18 protein-coding genes are annotated in these 19,555 nt (G+C 71.0%); 9 read left to right on the top strand and 9 right to left on the bottom strand.

The features are described from left to right. Positions 1 to 77 precede the first annotated feature (77 nt). A complete protein-coding gene (locus D1350_RS17040) occupies positions 78 to 1,394 on the bottom strand; it encodes a PAS domain-containing protein (RefSeq protein WP_164545202.1) in 1,317 nt (438 codons plus the stop codon). Positions 1,395 to 1,760: 366 nt separating this feature from the next. Here D1350_RS17040 and D1350_RS23815 point away from each other — a divergent pair, with 366 nt between their 5' ends. Further along, positions 1,761 to 2,171 (top strand): hypothetical protein, encoded by a 411-nt coding sequence (locus tag D1350_RS23815; RefSeq protein WP_164545203.1) that lies wholly within the window; start codon positions 1,761 to 1,763, stop codon positions 2,169 to 2,171. Positions 2,172 to 2,214: 43 nt separating this feature from the next. Here D1350_RS23815 and D1350_RS17045 read toward each other — a convergent pair whose 3' ends face one another. Then, positions 2,215 to 2,607 (bottom strand): hypothetical protein, encoded by a 393-nt coding sequence (locus tag D1350_RS17045; RefSeq protein ID WP_125777247.1) that lies wholly within the window; start codon positions 2,605 to 2,607, stop codon positions 2,215 to 2,217. A 58-nt stretch (positions 2,608 to 2,665) separates the two neighbouring features. Here D1350_RS17045 and D1350_RS17050 point away from each other — a divergent pair, with 58 nt between their 5' ends. Beyond that, a complete protein-coding gene (locus tag D1350_RS17050) occupies positions 2,666 to 3,511 on the top strand; it encodes an SDR family NAD(P)-dependent oxidoreductase (RefSeq protein WP_125777248.1) in 846 nt (281 codons plus the stop codon). Between the two features lie 153 nt (positions 3,512 to 3,664). Here D1350_RS17050 and D1350_RS17055 read toward each other — a convergent pair whose 3' ends face one another. Both D1350_RS17055 and D1350_RS17060 read right to left on the bottom strand, forming a co-directional pair. Beyond that, positions 3,665 to 4,762: an acyl-CoA desaturase gene (locus D1350_RS17055; RefSeq protein ID WP_125777249.1), complete on the bottom strand. Its 1,098-nt coding sequence runs from the start codon at positions 4,760 to 4,762 to the stop codon at positions 3,665 to 3,667. Between the two features lie 87 nt (positions 4,763 to 4,849). Further along, a complete protein-coding gene (locus D1350_RS17060) occupies positions 4,850 to 6,139 on the bottom strand; it encodes a sensor histidine kinase (protein WP_125777250.1) in 1,290 nt (429 codons plus the stop codon). Positions 6,140 to 6,241: 102 nt separating this feature from the next. On the opposite strand from D1350_RS17060, the gene D1350_RS17065 reads away from it, so the two are divergent. From D1350_RS17065 to D1350_RS17085, 5 genes are all read left to right on the top strand, one after another. Next, a complete protein-coding gene (locus D1350_RS17065; RefSeq protein ID WP_125777251.1) occupies positions 6,242 to 6,931 on the top strand; it encodes a response regulator in 690 nt (229 codons plus the stop codon). Positions 6,932 to 7,003: 72 nt separating this feature from the next. Beyond that, positions 7,004 to 7,876 (top strand): oxygenase MpaB family protein, encoded by an 873-nt coding sequence (locus tag D1350_RS17070; protein WP_125777252.1) that lies wholly within the window; start codon positions 7,004 to 7,006, stop codon positions 7,874 to 7,876. A gap of 239 nt (positions 7,877 to 8,115) precedes the next feature. After that, complete coding sequence (locus tag D1350_RS17075; RefSeq protein WP_125777253.1) at positions 8,116 to 9,474, top strand: FAD-binding oxidoreductase; 1,359 nt, start codon at positions 8,116 to 8,118, stop codon at positions 9,472 to 9,474. Positions 9,475 to 9,773: 299 nt separating this feature from the next. Continuing rightward, positions 9,774 to 10,316: a GNAT family N-acetyltransferase gene (locus D1350_RS17080; protein WP_125777254.1), complete on the top strand. Its 543-nt coding sequence runs from the start codon at positions 9,774 to 9,776 to the stop codon at positions 10,314 to 10,316. After that, positions 10,313 to 11,146, top strand: coding sequence for an ATP-grasp domain-containing protein (locus tag D1350_RS17085; RefSeq protein WP_125777255.1), 834 nt, complete (start codon positions 10,313 to 10,315; stop codon positions 11,144 to 11,146). The genes D1350_RS17080 and D1350_RS17085 overlap by 4 nt, the downstream gene beginning before the upstream one ends. A 27-nt stretch (positions 11,147 to 11,173) precedes the next feature. Here D1350_RS17085 and D1350_RS23820 read toward each other — a convergent pair whose 3' ends face one another. Genes D1350_RS23820 through D1350_RS17095 form a run of 3 tightly spaced genes read right to left on the bottom strand, consistent with a single transcriptional unit; the run spans position 11,174 to position 13,995 of the window. Then, the gene (locus D1350_RS23820; RefSeq protein ID WP_164545204.1) at positions 11,174 to 11,737 is read right to left on the bottom strand and encodes a nucleotidyl transferase AbiEii/AbiGii toxin family protein; all 564 of its coding nucleotides are present in this window, start codon (positions 11,735 to 11,737) and stop codon (positions 11,174 to 11,176) included. Then, complete coding sequence (locus D1350_RS23825; protein WP_164545205.1) at positions 11,676 to 12,761, bottom strand: hypothetical protein; 1,086 nt, start codon at positions 12,759 to 12,761, stop codon at positions 11,676 to 11,678. Before D1350_RS23825 ends, D1350_RS23820 begins: the two co-directional genes overlap by 62 nt. A gap of 55 nt (positions 12,762 to 12,816) precedes the next feature. Continuing rightward, positions 12,817 to 13,995, bottom strand: a complete 1,179-nt coding sequence (locus D1350_RS17095; RefSeq protein ID WP_125777257.1) for a phosphotransferase — start codon at positions 13,993 to 13,995, stop codon at positions 12,817 to 12,819. Positions 13,996 to 14,218: 223 nt separating this feature from the next. Between D1350_RS17095 and D1350_RS17100 the strand changes: the two genes are divergently transcribed. Both D1350_RS17100 and D1350_RS17105 read left to right on the top strand, forming a co-directional pair. Further along, positions 14,219 to 14,644 carry a hypothetical protein gene (locus tag D1350_RS17100; RefSeq protein WP_125777258.1) on the top strand — a complete coding sequence of 142 codons (426 nt, stop codon included), beginning with the start codon at positions 14,219 to 14,221 and terminating at the stop codon, positions 14,642 to 14,644. 482 nt (positions 14,645 to 15,126) lie between these two features. Continuing rightward, on the top strand, positions 15,127 to 16,539 hold the full coding sequence (locus D1350_RS17105; protein ID WP_164545206.1) for an alkaline phosphatase: 1,413 nt from the start codon (positions 15,127 to 15,129) through the stop codon (positions 16,537 to 16,539). Positions 16,540 to 17,041: 502 nt separating this feature from the next. On the opposite strand, the gene D1350_RS17110 is transcribed toward D1350_RS17105, so the two are convergent. Then, complete coding sequence (locus D1350_RS17110; protein WP_420807817.1) at positions 17,042 to 19,087, bottom strand: heavy metal translocating P-type ATPase; 2,046 nt, start codon at positions 19,085 to 19,087, stop codon at positions 17,042 to 17,044. Next, the gene (cmtR, locus tag D1350_RS17115; protein ID WP_125777260.1) at positions 19,084 to 19,488 is read right to left on the bottom strand and encodes a Cd(II)/Pb(II)-sensing metalloregulatory transcriptional regulator CmtR; all 405 of its coding nucleotides are present in this window, start codon (positions 19,486 to 19,488) and stop codon (positions 19,084 to 19,086) included. The genes D1350_RS17110 and cmtR overlap by 4 nt, the downstream gene beginning before the upstream one ends. Positions 19,489 to 19,555: the final 67 nt, after the last annotated feature.

Below are 19,555 nucleotides of genomic sequence, written 5' to 3' on the forward strand. Positions count from 1 at the left end.
CCACCCGATACACCAAACGAGCCGCCTACTACCGGTCCGAACTCACGATCGCAGCCATCATCCTCTGGCTCCGCGATTCACAGGACACGCCCTAGGGCGAGCTCCTCGGCCGTCAACGCGTCCCTGCCCGACCCTCGGAACAGGCTCAGGGCGCCCACCGTTCGGCCACGCGCCCGCATCGGCAGTGCTGCGGCCGACATGGGGGCAAGCCGTGCGAGCAGGTCACGCGCCTCCCCTGGGTTTATCACGGACTGGATCAGGCGGGTGGTGGTAGGGCCGTGGATCTGAACAGCCGTGCGCGAGGCCAGCGCCCGTCGCAGGAACGAGTCGTCCTTGAGGTGGGCGAGGCGGATCTCGGCGTACCGCTCGACGATCGGACGGGCACGCTCGTCGACGTGCCACCAGCCGATGTCGCGCAGCCTCCTCTCCTGCTGCTCGTCCGCCAGCCAGGGCGCGATGTCGCGCAGCCGCCGGACAGCCCCGCTCCCGTCGTCGCCCTCGACGATGCTCACCACGCACCAGTCGGCAAGGGTCGGCACGACGATCCGGGCAAGACGAGCCACTGCCTCCTCCACGTCGAACGTCTCCGCGAGCTCCGTGCTCACCCGCGCCTCCAGGTCGGCGCGCTGCGTAGCCCGCGCCGACCGGTCCTCGGCCTCGCGGTGCGCGGTGATATCGAGGAAGTACACCGACAGACCGTCGGGGCTCGGCCACGCCCGCACCTCGTACCACCGGTCGAGAGGCGCCGGGTAGTAGGCCTCGAACCGCACCTGCTCCCCCGTGGTCATCGCCTGGCGGTAGTGGCGCTCGAAGTCGGAGCCGACAGTGGCGGGGAACAGCTCCCACAGGTCGCCGCCGAGGAGCTTCTCGCGCGAGCTGGACAGGATGCGTTCCGCCTCCGCGTTCACGTAGGTGAACCGCCACTCTCGGTTCAGGGAGAGGAAGGCCGAGGGCATGCACTCCAGGACCCGCTGGACGCGCACCTCGCTGTCCCGGGCGGCGGTGGCGTCGAAGGCGACCCCGACAAGTCGTACCGCCCGGCCGTCCTCGCCCGGGACGGCGCGACCGCGGCCCATGATCCAGCGTGTGGTCCCGTCGGGGAGGCAGGCCCGAGCCTCCGCCTCGTACTCACCGCAGGTGTCCCGCGCGCGCTTCATCGCCTCGCTGACGCGTGCCACATCGTCCGGGTGCAACCGGCGGAGGAGGCTGTCGATGGTGTGGTCGAACAAGCCGTCGTCGTACCCGAACAGCTCCAGCGCCCGACGGTCCCAGTGCAGCTCTCCCGTGACCAGATCCCACTCGAACGTGCCGATCTGGGCAGCCTGGACGGCGGCGGACAGCCCTGCCACCCCGGCCTGCGGGGTCGCCGGAAGACCCTCGCCTTCCTGGCCCAAAGGGCGCTCCTTCGTGTCGGGTTTTCGACCATATCGCGGGCGGACCAGGGCCCGCATGACGGAGAAAGGGCCCGCGTTGGTTTCCACCCGCCCAAGCCCCTGCGGGTCTTCCTCCGGCGGCGTTCGCCCGACCCGGCCGGGATGGTCGCTAGAGTCCGCCGCCATGGGACTCACGGCGACCACGATCTGGATAGGCGGCGAGGGCGGCCTCCCGACGCGGGGAGGGAGCCTGGCGCAGGGAGGGAGCCTGGCGCGCCGCGACATTCCAGTCCCGGGCGGCTGGTCGGTGTGGCGCCTCGATGCGCCGTCCTGGATTCCCGACGGCCCGGGCCCTGGCCTGCCCTGGCGGAGCAGGCAGGTGCGGCCTTGCTGGCCGCTACCGTCTTCGACTCCGACAGCGCCCACCTCGTCTTCTGTGACCGTACCGCCGGCACGTGGGAAGCATGCCTCGCAGCGGAGCAGCTCGTGTGGCACTTCCTCGGGGGCGTCGTCCCGTACGAGGTCCTCGCCGAGTTCCAGCCCATGTCTGCCGGCGAGTACGAGGACTACGCCCGTGAACGGGACGACGAGATGAACCGGGCGATCAACGGCCTCACGTCCCGTCTCGTCACCGGGGACGCCGTCGGAGCGCGGGCGCATCAGTGGGCGGTCGACGCGGGCCTACGCCCCGACTCCGCCGATGCACTCTCGGGCGCGGTGAACGAACCCTCAGAACCCTTCGCCGAGGACGCCGTCGACGGCCTGGTCCACGCGCTGGGCCTCCGCTCTCCGCGGTGATTCGCCGTGCCCCACACGTCGAGCGGCGCCCCTGGACGTCGAGCTACGCACCGACCCGCAGCACCACCGACCGCAGCCCGAAGCGCTGCGGCCCCTCTGCGAGCATCCCGGCCTCGATCAGCGCGTCGAGACCGACCCGCACCTTGTCGCGGTCGAAAGAGCTGGTGGTCGTCCCGGTCTTCTCGTACGACAGGACCTTCATGAGGCCGTCGTGGTCTCGCGGGTCGGTACCCGAGGCGAGCACGCGGGTCATCGCCTCGCGGAGGTCGTCGACAGAGGCGTCGTCCAGCAGGTACGGAGCCTGCGGGTCGTCGTCGGGCACCAGCCACGCGATGCGGATGAGCATCGGCATCGCGGCCGCCGCCCACCCCTCCTCGGGGATGACGTACTGGTCGCCGCCCACATCGAACGTGTAGGCGTTGCCGGGACTCGGCATGTCTTGCTCCACGGAGGAAGCATGCCACGGGTTCACCCGGCCACGGCATGATGTGCCCATGACCAGCACGAACGCCCAGAAGACCGTCATCATCACCGGAGCGAGCGACGGGATCGGCGCCGCGGCGGCCAGGCGGCTCGCGGGAGACGGGCACCGCGTCGTCGTCGTCGGGCGCTCGCGCGAGAAGACCGAGCGCGTGGCCGCCGAGACCGGCGCAGACCACTACGTGGCCGACTTCAGCCGGCTGGAGGAGGTCCGCGGGCTCGCCAAGGACCTCCTCGCCTCCTACGACCGCATCGACGTGCTGGCGAACAACGCGGGCGGGATGTTCGGCGACCGCACCCGCACGGCCGACGGCTTCGAGACCACCCTGCAGGTCAACCACCTCGCGCCGTTCCTCCTGACCACCCTGCTGATGGACCGGCTCGTGGAGAGCCACGCCTCGGTGATCCAGACGTCCAGCGTCGGCGCGCGTCTGATCGGCGGGCGGATCGAGCTGGACGACCTGAACCATGACCGGGACTTCAGGCCCGAGATCGCGTACGGCACGTCCAAGCTGGCCAACATCCTGTTCACCACGGAGCTGCACCGCCGCTACCACGCAGCAGGTCTGTCCGCGGCGGCCTTCCACCCGGGCGTCGTCGCGTCCGCCTTCGCGGCCGACAGCCAGAGCTTCATGAAGCGCGTCTACACCAGCCGGATCGGCCGGGCGTTCATGGTCACGCCAGAGAAGGGGGCGAGCCAGCTCGTGTGGCTGGCGGCGACCGAGCCCGGCACGGAGTGGCAGTCGGGCACCTACTATGAGAGCAAGCGCCCGGCCCGACGCCTCCACCCCCAGGCGCACGACGCCGAGCTCGCGCGGCAGCTCTGGGACCGCTCGGCCGAGCTCACGTCGGGCGACTGAGCGCAGCCCCGGACCGCCGTCGCACCGGGGGCAGGCGGTGGTGCGGCTGAGCCCGCCTGATCACGCTCGCTGTGACACCTTCCTCGCCAGCGATGTCACTCCTGGTGACGATGTCTACGCAGAGTGACAACGTGAGCACGCCCACCGCGCGTGTTACCGGTACTGCGCGGCGATCGGGCAGTCCATGGGGTCGGCGTAGCCGAGCCCCACGCGGTTCAGGTAGGCGGTGATGATCCCGTAGGACTCGAACAGCCCGGTCTCGGTGTAGGGGATGTCGCGCTCGGCGCAGAACGCCTGCACGATCGGTCGTACCTGCTTCAGGTTGACGCTGGCCATCCGCGGGAAGACGTGGTGCTCGATCTGGTAGTTCAGGCCGCCCATGGCGATGTCCGTGAACCAGCCGCCGCGGATGTTGCGGGAGGTGAGCACCTGGCGGCGCAGGAAGTCGATCGTGAGGTCCTTGGGCAGCAGCGGCATGCCCTTGTGGTTCGGTGCGAAGGTCGCGCCCATGTACAGGCCGAACGTCGCGAGCTGTACGACCATGAACGCCGCGCCGAGGGCGGGGCCGAGCGTGAGGAAAACAAGGGTCGGGAACCCGATGAGGCGGAGGCCCAGCAGCCAGCTCTCGGCGGCGCGGTGCTTGATCGCCGGGGTGGTGGCGAGGGTCTGGACGGCGTTGGCGTGCAGCACCGGGCCGAACAGCATCAGCATCGGGAAGAACAGGTAGCCCTGGTGGCGGGTGACCCAGCCCATGAACCCGGTGCGTCCTACCTCTTCGCCGGGCACGAACACGAGGGCGCCGGTGGCGATGTCGCCGTCCTTGCCGATGACGTTCGGGTTGCCGTGGTGCTTGTTGTGCTTGCGGGCCCACCAGCCGTGGCTGAGGCCGACGACGAGGTTGGCGATGATCCGCGCGAACCACTCGTTGTGGCGCCCCGAGCGGAAGACCTGCAGGTGCCCGGCGTCATGGCCGAGGAACGCGCCCTGGGTGAACACGATGCCGAACAGGACTGCCACGAGGAGCTGCCACCACGTGTCGCCCAGCGTCAGCAGCAGCGTGAACGCGAGCGCCAGGCCTGCCGCGAGGATGGCGGTGCGGGCTGCGTACCAGCCGACGCGACGCCCCATCAGGCCGGCGGCGGTGGCGCGCTCGGCGAGATCGAAGTAGTCGTTGGTCTGCTGGTTGCGCGCGGTGCGTGCTGGGCGGGGCTGGCGGGCCGAGCGAGGCGGCGCTTCGGTCGTGGTCGTCATAGGTGTCAACCTAGGAACCGGGTTGCTGGTTGCGCGTCACCCATGGGAGCCAACATCATCCCCTACGTGAGTAGTGGGTGGTCTCGCCTATGCGAGCCGTGGGTGCTCGTCCTCGCCGACGGGGAGGGTCGCGGAGATCTCGAAGCCGCCGTCCGGGGTGGGGTGGGAGGTGACCGTGCCGCCGAGGGCGGCTGCGCGTTCGCGGATGCCCGCCAGGCCCAGCTGGGCGCCTGGGGTGGTTTCCTCGCTGCGTGCGGGGGCCGTGTTGGTGATGCGGACGCGCAGGTCGTGCCCGCCCTCGGTGACGGTGACCGCGATCGCCGAGCCGGGAGCGTGCCGCAGGGCGTTGCTGAGGGCCTCCTGGACGACGCGGAAGCCGGTGAGCCCTACTGCGTCGGGAACCACTGCTTCCGTGCCCACGTAGGTGATCTCGGCGCCGGAGGCACGGGTCGCTCTGACGAGCTCGGCGATGTCGGACAGGCCTGGCATCGGTGCGGTGGGTGCGGTGTCCTGGCCGCGCAGGAGGCCGAGCAGTCCGCGCATCTCGCCCAGGGCGCGCCGGGAGGAGGCGGCGATCTCCTCGAACTCCTGCTGGATCGCGTCGTCGAGGCCGGGCTGCCGGTAGCGCGCGGTCGAGGCCTGGACGGTGATGACCGACATGCTGTGCGCGACGACGTCGTGCAGCTCCCTGGCGATCCGGTTGCGTTCCTCGAGCTCCCGGCGTCTGCCCGCCTCGGCGGCGCTGAGCCGTTCGGCCTGTTCCATGCGGACGACGCTGAGGATCCACAGACGCACGAGCACGCCGACCAGAGCGATCCCGCCGCTGAGGGAGACCAGCACTACACCGTTGGCGCCGGCGGACGCGTCGGCGTCGCCGACGATCAGCGCGGGGGCGAGGACCGTCAGCATGGCTCCCGCGAGCCAGAGGGATGCCGCCCAGTACCAGGAGTGGCGCAGGGCGAGCACGAACACCGTCAGGCAGTGCGTGAGCAGCACGGTGACCGGCCACGGCCAGGGCCACTCGGGGGCCGCGCCGGCGGTCACGATCATCAGGCCGAGCGCGGCCGGGACGGATGCGCCGAGCCCGGCCCATGCCCAGCGCACCGCCATGATCGCGGCGGCGCAGTGCACGATGGTCAGGGCCATGGCGGCTACCGGGTGGGTGTTGTACCCGGACGCGGTCACCGGCCAGCCGACGGCGACGAGCGCCACCGCGGCGATGGAGACCACTGTCCACATCCAGACGACCTCGCGCCGAGCGATCGAGAACGTGCTGAGGTCCAGCCGGGTCAGCGAACGCAGCCGCCAGTACCGGGCGCCACGGCTGGCCGGGGCGACGGCGCCCGGCGCCTGTGGAGGAGCATGTGGGTGGTCCATTCTCTGCAGGTTATGCGGCGCACGTGTGCGGCGCGTCACCCGCGAGAGGGATCCGGCGTCATACTTTCGGGTTTCCTTTCGGGCGTCGGTTACGTTGGTCCCATGCCTCCAGCTCCCGACGTTGCCGATAGTGCGATCCGGGTGCTGATCGTCGACGACCAGTCGATGATCAGGGCTGGGTTCGCCGCCCTGCTCGACGCCCACGAAGGGATCACGGTCGTCGGCACCGCCGAGGACGGCGCGGGGATCACCGACGTCGTGCGCCGCACCCAGCCCGACGTCGTGCTGATGGACATCCGCATGCCGAAGGTCAACGGGCTGGACGCGACCCGCACGATCATGGCCATGCCCGGCACACCGCCGAAGGTGATCATGCTGACCACCTTCGACGCCGACGACTACGTGTTCTCGGCCCTGCGCGCGGGAGCGAGCGGGTTCCTGCTGAAGGACTCCCCGCCCGAGGAGCTCACCCAGGCGGTCCGCGTGGTCGCCGCGGGCGAGGCGCTCCTGTCCCCGAAGATCACGCGGGCACTCATCGCCGACTATGCGGCCCGCCCGGAGCGGCCGGCCTCCGCGGACGCCAGGCTGTCCTCGCTGACCGACCGCGAGCTCGACGTCATGAAGCTGGTCGCCGCCGGCCAGTCGAATGCCGAGATCGCCACCGAGCTGTACCTGGCCGAGCAGACGGTCAAGACGCACGTCTCGCGCATCCTGAACAAGCTCGAGCTGCGCGACCGGACGCAGATGGTGGTCTGCGCCTACGAGTCGGGTCTGGTGCGCGCAGGCCACTGACCTGTCAGCGCCCACCCGTATACACCGGCCGCGGCATCGACCCACCGTCGGCGGCCGCGCCATACTGGCGCCATGTCCGTCGCGACGAACCCCATCAAGCAGGCCCGCGCGCGGGTGGGCGAGGCGATCTTCCTGCGCGTGGCGGGGCCGGACGGCTACGAAGCCCGCGACCGGATCCACCTCACCCCGGGTCCGCGCTGGTTCCCGCCCGAGAGCGCGGTGCGCGTGGTGCACGCCGACGCTGCCACGTTCGCGGGCGGGCTGCGGGCCCTGCTCCTGCAGTCGCTGCACCCGCTCGCGATGGCGGGGGTGGCCGGGCACTCGGGCTACCGCAGCGACCCGTGGGGTCGTCTGGCACGGACCGCCACCTTCCTCGCGGAGACGATCCACGGGACGGCCGACGACGCCCAGGCCGCCGTCGACCGGGTCCGCGCCGTCCACGAACGCATCCGCGGCAGGACGGCGGACGGCACCCCGTACCGCGCGAGCGACCCGCACCTCCTGACCTGGGTGCACGCCGCTGAGGCGGACTCGTTCCTCACCGCGCACCAGCATTTCGGGGCCCGACGCCTGAGCCCCGCCCAGGCCGACGAGTACGTGGCGCAGATCGGCCGGGTCGCGTCGGCGCTCGGCGCGCAGGACGTACCGCGCACCGTCGACGAGCTGGCCGCCTGCCTCGACGCGTACCGCCCCGAGCTGCGGCCCTCCCCCGAGGCGCTCGACACCACCCAGTTCCTCCTCCGCGAGCCACCCCTCCCGGGCCCCGTCCGCGCGCCGTACGCGCTCCTGGCCGCGGGCGCGGTCGCCACCCTGCCCACCTGGGCTCGCACCGAGCTCGGCCTGCAGCGGTGGCCCGACGGCGCCGCGGCTCGCCTGGCCGGCCGGGTCGCCGTCAGCGGGATCCGCTGGAGCCTGGGCGCGACACCCCCGCCGGGCAGGCGCTGAGCCGAGCCGCCGGCGCGTCCCGGAACGGACAGCTCGCCGCTTGGCACACTGCTTCTGGGCCTCAGTCGCTTGCGTTCGTGCCGCGGCCGAGCGACGACACGTCCTCACGCTTCCGGCTGATTCCTGACCGACCTGGGTGAAGTCACCTTCTCGTCAGGCGCGCCCCGGTGTGTCGCGCCTCGGGTCGGTGCACCATGCCAGGACAAAGGCGTGGCGCGAGACGACACCTGGGAGTGCGCATGACCACGGACTACGCAACGGACGCCGCGCGAGAGCTCTCGGAGCAGATCGGAGCGGAGCGGGTCCTGCAGCCCGGTGACGCCGCCTACGACGAGACGCTGCCGATCTGGAACGGCGCGGTGCGGAGCCGGCCGGCAGTGGTGGTGCGACCCGGGACCACAGCCCACGTCCAGGCGGCGGTCCGAGCCGCCGTCGCGCACGGCCTGTCCCTGTCGGTACGCGGCGGGGGTCACGACTGGGCTGGCCGGTCGCTGAGCGACGGCGGGCTGACGATCGACCTGTCGGCGATGCGCAGCGTCACGGTCGACGCGACGGCGCGGGTCGCTGTCGTATCCGGCGGCGCGCTGATCGGCGACGTGATCGCCGCCGCGGCCGGCCACGGCCTCGCGGCCGCAACGGGCACGGTCGGCGCCGTCGGGTTCGCCGGGCTCACCCTCGGCGGCGGGTACGGCCCGCTGGGCGGCATCGCCGGGCTGGCGCTGGACAACCTGCTGGGAGCCGACGTCGTGCTGGCGGACGGGCGCCTGGTCAGCACCGACAAGGACCACGAGCCGGAGCTGTTCTGGGCGTTGCGAGGCGGAGGCGGCAACTTCGGCGTCGTGACGTCGCTGCGCGTCCGGCTGCACGAGGTCTCGACAGTCCTGGCGGGCTTCGTCTTCTTCCCCTGGGACCAGGCGGCCGACGTATGGCGCGGCTACGCGGAGCTGGTCGCCGACGCCCCGGACGAGCTCACGGTGCAGACGGGCGTGCTGAGCGGCCCGGACGGCTCACCGTTGGTCCTCGTGTCACCGGTGTGGAGCGGGGACCCGGCCGACGGCGCCCACTGGGCCGAGCGGGTACGACAGCTCGGTACCCCGGTGATGTCGCAGCTCGCCCCGATGACCTACCAGGCGATGCTCAGCCTCTACGACGCGCACATCGCCAACGGTCGGCACTACACGATGCGCACGCGGGCGCTCACCGCCCTCACCGACGAGGCGATCGCCGTGCTGGTCGAGGCGGGCGCGACGCGCACCTCGCCGACCTCGGGCGTCGTCGTGCACCATTTCCACGGCGCGGCCACCCGGGTTGCCCCTGAGTCCACCGCGTTCGGGCTGCGTCAGCCGCACCTCATGCTGGAGATCCTCTCCGCCTGGGAGCCGTCGGATCAGGCCGCGACCCATGAGGCCTGGGCAGATCACCTGTCGGAGGCGCTGAGGCCGCACGCTCTTCCCTGGAGCTACCCGAACGTGCTCGGACCCGACGCGACCGACCAGATCGCCGACGCCTACGGCGCCAACACCGCGAGGCTCCTCGCGGCGAAGCGACGCTTCGACCCCGACGGCGTCTTCACGGCGATCCCCTTGCCCGCGGCCTGAGCCCGGCGAGGACGTCCGCGCAGGAGATCCCCTCCCGGACCGATCAGAATTTCCTCCGTCCGGAGTCAGCGTTGGAGCGGTCGAGCCCGGCCGCCCGATCAAGGGAGTCCTGCGATGAAGCGTTTCCTGATCTCGTTCACCGATACCGCGATGACCTTTCCGGGGGAAGACCTGCCCGAGGTGTCCAGGGCCGCGCACGCGGTGGTCCAGGAGGCCAAGGACGCCGGAGTGTGGTCCTTCTCAGCGATGAAGGGCGAGGCCCAGCATGCGTACGTCCCGCCACCGGTAGCCTGCGCCGCATGGCATACCTGGGACCAGTCACCTGGCCACCTGCCCCCATCCGGACCGGGCGGCTCGTGCTCCGCGCACCGGAGGCCCGCGATCGCGCAGCGGTCATCGAGCTGTATGCCTCCCCGGAGGTGGGCACGTACATCGGCGGCGCCCGGTCACGCGAGGAGCTCGAGCGGGCGATTCCGCAGGTTCCCACTGAGCGGCCCGGCGGATTCGTGGTCGAGCTCGACGGGGCGACGATCGGCGTCGTCACGCTGGATCGGCGCGACGCCGAAAACTTCCCCCGCCAGGTGGTGGGCAAGGTCGAGCTCGGCTACCTGATCCTCCCGGAGTTCTGGGGGCACGGCTACGCAACCGAAGCGTGTGCGGTTGCCCTCGACTGGTTCGCCGACGCGCTTCCCGCCGAGCCTGTGGCGCTGGTCACCCAGACCGCCAATCGTCCCTCGGTCCGCCTCGCGGAGAAGCTGGGGTTCACCGAGGTGGAGCGGTTCGAGGCGTACGGCGCGGAGCAGTGGCTGGGCGTGCGTGCCGCGCACGTGCCGTCGGTATGACCGCCCACGACCCGCGCGCCCGGGGGCGGGACGTCCTGCAGTTCGCGCCCGGGGTCCGCGAGCGGACGCCGCTCGCGCGAGCCGCCTGGTGGCGCGGGCTCCTGCCGGACGAGGCCCGGCCGGACGACCAGGTGCACTACTACGGTGGCCCCCTCTACGCGGACACTGTCCTGGACGAGCTCGGGCTCGGGCTGCTCGAACCATCCGACACGTGGCTCACCTCGTTGCCGTACGACCTGGTCAACCGGTCGATCCGCCTCACGACGCTCGAGGAGGCGTGGGGGCTCGACGAGCGGGCGTTCGTCAAGCCGCCGTCGTCCAAGGACTTCCCCGCGCGGGTCTACGACGACGGCGCCGACCTGGCCACCACGACCCTCGACCTGCCCGGCGAGACCGTCGCGCAGGTCGCGGAGGTCGTGCAGTTCGCAGCCGAATACCGGCTCTTCCTCCTCGACGGCCGTGTGCACGCGGCCTCCCGCTACCTGACGTGGGGCCATCTCGATCCTGCGCCCCTGAACGGGTCTCCTCACGAGGCGCGGGTGCTCGACCTTGTGGCCGTACTCGACCGGGCCGTCGGCGCGAGCCTGCCGAGCGCCGTGGTGCTCGACGTCGGGCTCCACGGCCCCGCCGACGACCCCGAACGCCACGTCAGCGCCGTCGAGGCGAACATGGCCTGGTACTCGCAGCCCTACCACGCAGACCTCGACCGCGTCCTCGACGTGGTCCTGCGCGCCGCGGGGCCTTTGACCCGGGTCACCGAGCGCGATCGGCCCTTCGTCCGAGCGGAGCAGGGGCTCGCCGTGCCCGACCCACAGAGGACGCCGCAGTGACGCTCGCCATCTCGGTGGACTTCCGGCCTACGCGGGTTTCGTAGCACGCTCCGAACGGTGGAGCGCGATCGCAAGCCGGTCGAGCCAGTCGCGCTGAGTGCCTGCGGTCCCAGGGCTTCCGGCGAGGTGGTTGTCCCAGTCGACGTCGAGGTCGAGGATCTTCTCGGCGGTGAAGGCATCGGCGTCGGCTCGCCGCTCGGGCCGGAGGACCTCTGCCAGGAGCGGCCACGGGACGTCGACGGCCTCAGCGAGAAGGACGGCGTCGTAGAGGTCCTTGCCCTGAGGAAACCCGTCCGTGGTGAGCCACAGGATCTTCCAGGCGAGCTGGAGCTCAGGCGGCGCGGCCCGGAGCCGCGCCCCGGACGGTGTCAGGGCGACCTCCACCGGGTCGACGGCGAGGGCTTCGTCGAACACGATGTCGATCTGGACCGTCGCCTCAGGCCACGGTCCCGGCTGGTCGATGTCGTAAGGGACAAGGAGGCGGCGACCTTCGGCGCGCTCGTACGTCCAGATGTCTTCAAGCACCGCATCAGCCGCGCGCAGCCCGGGGCCTGGATTCGCGGCGAGGGCCGCGACGATCCCTTCGAGCATCGCGGTGGCTTCCTCCGAGCCCGGCCCGGATGGTGCGGGGCGTGACGACGAAGTCGAGGTCGCCGGGTTCGCGGGCGGCCTCGCCGACCCAGGCGGACAGCGTCGCGCTTCCACGCGCGACGAGGTGGGTCTTCCACGGGCAGGCGGCAACGACGTCCAGGATGTGGTCCCGGGCAGCGGTCCGCCGGGCGGCCCACACGACGGCCCGCTCCGGGTCGTCGAACAGGGGCGCTCCGGCCTTGAACGCGTTGGGGAGCTGCTTGTGGGCGGGCTCGAAGATCGCATGCTGCTCGACGCCCTCGATCTCCACGATCGGGACGAAGCCGGCGGGGAATCCCTCGCGCTCGAGTGAAAGCATCTGTCGTACCCGCTGGTCGGTCTGCTCGGCATAGGTGGGCCCGATGACTGGCCCGTGGCCGACGAACCATCCGGCGTCGCACGCGAGGTTGTCGTCGACGGGGACGTACTCCTCCTCGACCTCGAGCACGTCGAACGCCGCCTGCTGGAGCGATGCAAGCAGAGCGTCGAGCCTGGGCCGGGAGGTAGCGCGCCCGACGCCGAAGCACCGCTGGGTCACGAACCGCTCCTCCCACCCGTCGGCGTCGGTACGTCGAGCGTTGCGCGACGGGCGTGCGTCATGAGTGCGGGCAACGCGGTCAAGCTCGAGCCGGCGCGCGAGGTCCCCGGCTGGGAGACGGACCTTGACGTGGTGCTCGAAGTACAGGCCGGCCGACGCCTCGTCGTCGGTCTGGGGGACGTCCGCGTTCCACGGTGTGGTCTCGATCTTGGCCCGCCTCACCTGCACCTGCGCCGCTCTCAGCTCGGCGCGCAGCTCCTCGACGCGCGCCTGAGCGTCGCTCAGAGACCCGCGAAGGGTGAGCGTGAGCATGGGCTGCAGCGGGTTGTCGCCCCGGTCGAGCTCGATCCGGGTCACCTTGATCCCGCGTGCTGCCGCGAACCCGTCGAGGTAGTCGGCATCGAAGTCGTCGACGGTCAGGTGGATCTCGAGCTCGCCTTCGTACACGGCCGTGATCCTGCCACAGGCCTGACGGCCCCCTGCGGCAGGGTCACCCACTCCCCTACGGCGCCAGCGGCACAACGACCGCGTCGAGGAGCCGCTCGAACGCCCGCTCGCTCGGCAGGTGCTCCAGCAGGTGCGCGACCGCCCGGTCGCTGTCGCTCCCCCTCGCCGACCTCCCGGACAGCACCGCCCCGACCAAGCCGTCGAGGTAGTTGACGATCCCGGTCACGTGCCCACGGAAGTCCTCCATGACCAGGTCCGGGACCTCCCCGGCGCCGTCGGCGTAGCCGTCCACGAGCGCCCTCGCCCCCACCACGTCGACCTCACCGCCAGGGGTCACGGCCCAGCTCGCCAGCGCGTCGGCCAGCTCCCACCGCGGCGGCTGCCCGCCGGCGTGCTCCCACGCGAGGATGACGAGTCGCCCGTCGGACCGCACCCGGCACTGCCCCGGCCCGAGCGTGTTGTGCGAGAGCACCGGCTCACCCGGGTCGCACCCCTCGCCCAGTGCGACGAGCCGGGCCAGCGTCGTCGCGGCGTCGTCGTACGCGGGGGCCCAGGCGAGCCCCGCCCTGCGGGCCTCGGCCGCCCGGTCCCGGAACGGCGTCCGGTCGAGCCGGGCCGTGTTCCACGGGCTGACCCGCTCCACGGGGAGATTCAGCCGGTGCAGGGTCCCGAGCGCCGCGCCCACCTGACGAAGGACGACGGCGCCGGCCGGTGCGGCGAGCGGCGGTCCGGCGGGCACGTGCTCGTGCGTCCACCACGTGTGCCCGACGGCGTCCTGGGTCACCTCGCCGGACACGCTGCGGACGGGCCGCGGGAGCGTCAGGCCCGCTTCGCGGGCCTCGGTCTGGAGAGCGAACGCGGTCTCCGCGTCCACGATGGGCCACCAGGTGTCCAGGGTGCGCGCCTCGAACCGGCCCTCGTCGGTGGTGAGGAGCCAGCGTCGGCCCGACTCGTCCGGCGGGGCGAGGGACCGCAGGGGGCCCGCGGCCCGGCCGAGGCCGAACGCGTCGGCGACCAGCTGGGCCCGCGCCACGTCGATCGTCTCGCCGGTCCCGGCACGGCGGTCCACCTCAGCCTTGAGCGCGGGCCACGAGGGGAAGCCGTACTGGGCGGCGAGCGCCTTCTGCGCACCCGCGAGGGTGGTGGACGGGTCGGTGTCGCGGAGCCCGGCGAGGAGGTCCTTGGCCTGGCGTCGCAGGTTGGTCATGTCCGGGCTGTCGGGGAGCGTCTTCATGATGAGCACCTGGGCCCGGGCTCGCTCGGGCGGTCAGGAGCGGGTCCGCTCACGTGAAGCCTCGGTTGCGGGGATGGCTTCGAGCCTGCCGGCGAGCCGCGGCGCGATCCCCGTCGCGCTCTCGCCAGCCTAGCCGCGCGATGCCGGGATGTGTCAACCGTTCGGCAACCCCGCCTCTGCTGAGCTCCGGTCGATAGTGTGGCGGGAGCCGACAGGAGGCGCCATGACGCAGACCGAGCCCGTCATCGCCGGTGCGACGCCGGACGAGTTGCCCGACAGCGCGACGCTGCGCGAGCAGCTGATCACCGACCTGATCGAGTCGGGCGTGCTGACAGACCGCCGGATCGAGGCCGCGTTCCGTGCGGTGCCGCGCGAGGTGTTCGCCCCACCCGGTACGCCGCTCGCCCTGCCGTACGCGCTCCACGACGTGGTCCTCACCCGGTTCACCGAGGACGGCACCCTGGTCTCCTCGTTGTCGGCGCCGTACATGCTTCTCCGCACTAATTCATCTATCTGGACAGGTCCTGAGTCGTGTGCGGGGGTCGCCCTGCGGTGCACCGGCATCGGTCTCGCTTGCGAGCCGCGTTCGCAGGTCAGCCGTCTGGGCGGCCTAGGCATCCAGGTCGCATGTGCGCGCGAAGCTGGATGAGGGTCCAAGAGGGGCGGTCGCGAGAGACAGTGTTTCCCACGTGACCGACAGCCCTTCAGCCCTGGACACCTTGGGCCACCTCCGCCCGTCCTGAGAGCACCGACTCGGCAAAAGTCTCCGCGGGCGCCAGGTCTCCAGCATGACCTCGGCCGAGACCGGCAGACCGGACCCGTCGCCGGATCCCCAGCCTGTCCACCTGCGCCAGATCCACGTCCGCCGGTGGGGTGTCCGATGTGCGGGAGTCGCCTTCGACCAAGGGAACCGCTCTACCACGGCCACCGCCATCGCGTGGTCGTCGACGCCGATGCACGGCGCCGACATTGCGACCGGGGGCACGTCCTACATGCCACCGGCGCAGGGCCTCCGCCGTCGTACTCCGATAAGGGGTCACCGGTTAGTCGTGCACATGACCACTCATGTTCGCCTTGCAGCCATCGTGCCGGACGAGCCTTCAGTCGTCGTTCCGACCGAGAGGATCATCCATGCGTCACAGCAAGACTGTCGTCGCCGTCGCAGTGCTCGCCAGCCTGATGGCAGCGGGGTCGGTAGGGGCGTACGCCGCCACCCAGAACGCCGCATCGAACCAGGGCTTCGCCGAGGGCTTCACCGCGGACCGTTCCACAGCCCTGGCCCAGCAGATCAGGTCGTCGAAGCCGCGCAACGTCATCTTGATCATCGGTGACGGCATGGACGACTCGATGATCACGGCCGCCCGCAACTACGAGCTCGGTGCCGGCGGCCGTTTCGCCGGTCTTGACTCGCTCCCGTTCACCGGTTCGATGACGACTTATGGCCTGAAGGTCGGCGCCGGGCCTGACTACCCCATCGCCTACGTGTCGGACTCCGCTCCGACAGCGAGCGGCTGGTCGACCGGCAAGAAGACCGTCGACAGCCGGATCTCCCAGGGGCCCAGCACCGCGGCTGACGTGCCAGGCGAGGACTACGAGACCGTTCTGGAGAAGTTCAGGGACAGCGGCAAGCTGGTCGGCAACATCACGACGTCCGAGCTCACCGACGCCACCCCCGCCGCAGCCGCGTCCCACATCAACGCCCGGGCATGTCAGGGACCGCTGGACATGGCAGCCTGCACATCCGCACGCAAGTCGGCCGACGGCAAGGGCTCGATCGCGGAGCAGCTGGTCGACAACGAGGTCGACGTCCTGATGGGCGGCGGGCTGAACCGGTACTCCCAGGCCACTGACGCCGGGCCCACCGTTCTGGACTACGCCCAGCAGGAACACGGTTACCGGGTGCTCGACGACAAGACCGACCTTGCTGGCGTCACCTCTCTGAAGAAGGGCCCGGTGCTCGGACTGTTCGCGCCCGGCAACATGACCCCGATGTACCAGCCGCTGGTCGCGACGGCACCTCCGGGCACCGGCGGCGCCACCACCAAGTGCCAGGACGCCGACCGCGGCAGCCAGCCCGACCTGTCCACGATGACCGCGAAGGCCATCCAGCTGTTGGACAACCGCAAGGGCTTCTTCCTTCAGGCCGAGTCCGCGATGATCGACAAGCAGGAGCACGGCTCAGACATCTGCGGCGCCATCGGCGACCTGCGCGAGCTCGACGAGGCGGTGCAGGTTGCCCTCGCCTTCCAGAAGAAGAACCCGGACACCCTGATCATCGTCACCGGTGACCACGCACACTCCACCCAGATCGTCGGCGGCGTCACCGACGGCAAGCAGGTTGCCACCCTGCAGACCGCCGACGGCGACCCGATGACCGTCGCCTACTCCACCAGCGACGTCGGCTCCGACCACACCGGCGCCCAAATCCGAGTGGCCGCCTCCGGGCCGCAAGGCGCCAACGTGACCGGCGTCATCGACCAGACAGACCTCTACCGCACCATGCTCGGACGCTCGCCGAGCAGGACGGTGGACTCCAGAGATTGAGCGGTAGGCAGCGCCCCGGCACCGCGGTGCCGGGGCGCTGTGGTCCCGAGCGCTGTATCTGAGTAGCATTCGGCAGATTCGGGACGAGACGTGGCAGGGCAGGCCGCTTCCCGTCCTCGTCCGAGCGTGAGGACATCGCGTTGCGTCAGCAGTGTCGGACTTCTCTGCAGTTAAGTTCAGCGGTGCCCGCCTCCAGCGCGGGCTGCTGGTCGGGTGCAAGTAAGGGTCGTTGTTGGCTGATGCGCCGATCGCCCGGCGCCCGTCGCCGATCTGGGAGAGCGACTTGCCTTCGCTGCGGTTCGTAGCGCAGCTGCCGGCGATTGTGCTGTGCGGTGGGCTGCTGACAGCCTGGCGGAAGGCTCGCGGGCACCTTCCTTTCTGTTGGCGAGTCCGGCATTTGCCGCGCCGAGGGGTCAGCTACGGATCGCGGCGTGGCTTGGGCGCCGCCCGGTGGCGTTGGCTGACTCCCTAGCCTTGCTCGGCGGGGACTGGCAGGGATCGATCAGGTCTGGCTCGGTGAGTTAAGGGCCCGCTGCTGGGTGGCGGTAGTAGTGGACGGCCGACGGGCGGCGCGGATGCCGTTGAGGATGACGATGACCTCGGCGATCTCGTGGACCAGGACCACGCCGGCCAGGCCGAGCACGCCGAACAGGGCCAGTGGTAGCAGCACGATGATGATGGCCAGGGACAGGCCGATGTTGCCGGTCATGATGCGGCGTCCGCGGCGGGCGTGGAGCATCGCCTGGGGGATGAGGCGCAGGTCGCTGCCGGTGAAGGCGACGGAGGCGGACTCGATGGCGGCGTCGGAGCCGGTGACGCCCATGGCGATACCGACGTCGGCCGCCGCGAGGGCCGGGGCGTCGTTGATGCCGTCGCCGATCATCGCGGTCGTGTGTCGTGCACTGTAGGCCTCGATGGTGGCGGCCTTGTCGGCGGGCAGGAGTTCCGCCCGCACGTTCTGGATACCGGCCTGGGCGGCGAGGGCGCCGGCGGTGCGTTCGTTGTCGCCGGTGAGCATGACGGTCTCGAAGCCCGCCGAGGTGAGGTCGCGGATCGCTTCGGCGGCTTCGGGCTTGAGCTCGTCGCGGATGCCGATCACTCCGGCGACGGCTCCAGCGATCTCGACGACGGCGACCGTCATGCCCTGGGACTCGAGGGCGCGCGCCGCCTCGTCCAGGGAGCGAGGTGGGACCCAGCGGGGTGAGCCGACCCGGACGGGAACGTCGTCGTGGAGCCCGGTGATGCCCTGGCCGGAGTGCTCGGTGATGTCGGTGAGTCGGGCAGGTTCGGGTGCGGCGGCCAGGATCGCGGTGGCCAGGGGGTGGGTGCTGTGGGCCTCGAGCCCGGCCGCGATGGCCAGCACCTGGTCCCGGTGACGGGTGCCGGTGGTCTCCACGGCGACGACCTCGGGTCGTCCGCGGGTGAGGGTTCCGGTCTTGTCCAGGGCGACGGTCCGGACTGCTCCGAGCTGTTCGAAGGCTTCGCCGGACTTGATGATCACGCCGAACTTGCTGGCGGCGCCGATGGCGGAGATCACGGTGACCGGGACCGCGATGGCCAGCGCACACGGGGACGCCGCAACGAGGACGACCAGGGCGCGTTCGGTCCACAGTGCGGGGTCGCCGACGATGAAGCCGAACACGACGACGAGGGCGGCGAGGATCAGCACGCCCGGGACGAGGGGGCGCGCGATGCGGTCGGCCAGGCGGGCGCGTTCGCCCTTGCGGGCGTTGGCATGCTCGACGAGTCGGACGATGGTGGTCAGGGAGTTGTCGCGGCCGTTCGACGTCGCCTCGATCTGCAGCGGGCCGTTGCCGTTGATCGATCCGGCTGCCACCGGGTCACCGGGTCTGATCTCGACGGGGATGGACTCGCCGGTGATCGCGGAGGTGTCGACGCTGCTGGTGCCCTTGACGACGACGCCGTCGGTGGCGACCCGCTCCCCGGGGCGCACCACGAGGATGTCGAGCTCCTGGATGTCTGCGGCCGGGATCTCGACGTCGCCGGACAGCTTGGAGACGGTTGCGGTCTCGGGGATCAGGGACAGCAGGGCGCGCAGGCCGTGGCGGGCGCGGTCCATCGCCCGGTCCTCCAGCGCTTCGGCGATGGAGAACAGGAACGCCAGCGCCGCGGCCTCACCCACGTGCCCGAGCAGGACTGCGCCGACGGCGGCGATCGTCATGAGCAGGCCGACACCGAGCCGGCCCTTCATCAGGCGCCTGATCGCCCCGGGGACGAACGTCCACGCGCCCACGGCCAGGGACAGGGCGAGCACGACGGTTGCGGCAGGTGCGAGGCCGGTCCATTCCAGGATGTAGCCGGCCAGTAGGAGCAGGCCGGAGCCCAGGGGCAGGAGCATCCCCGGGTCACGCCACCACGGACCCGCTTCGTCGTCGCCATGGTCGTGCTCGTCATCGTGGTCATCGACGTGGTCGTGGTCGTCGTGGGACTCGCTGCCGTGGTAACCGTCGGCGACAGGGGTCTGGAGTGCGAGGCGACGCTGGGTAGTCGTGTCCTCGGGGTCGGGACCGCAGCAGATGTCGTTCACCACGCACCCTCCCGCCCCGTAGGCAGGGTCGCGCCCGGGTTGTCCTGCGCTGAACCTGGCCCGCAGCACAGCGGCAAGTCGCAGTCCTCGTCCACACAGGGGACGCCGTCGTCGACCGCGAGCACCGTCTCCACCAGGGCGCCGATCGCGCGGGTCAGGTGGGGGTCGGCGATCTCGTACCGGGTCTGCCGCCCCTCGGGCGTGGTCACGACGATCCCGCACCCGCGCAGGCAGGCGAGGTGGTTGGACACGTTGGTCCGGGTCAGGTCAAGGTCGCGGGCCAGCTGGGCCGGGTAGCCCGGTTCGTCGATCAGGCTCAGCAAGATCCGGGACCGGGTGGGGTCGGCCATCGCCCGGCCCAGCCGGTTCATCACGTCCAACCTCGAAGCAAGAGTCAGCATGCGCTGACTATACAGTCAGCGCTGACCTATCGGGAGCTTGAGTGAGGTGTCTCATGGTCGGTTGTGC

This window comes from Antribacter gilvus (genome assembly GCF_003946865.1).
Lineage (GTDB): Bacteria > Actinomycetota > Actinomycetes > Actinomycetales > Cellulomonadaceae > Antribacter > Antribacter gilvus.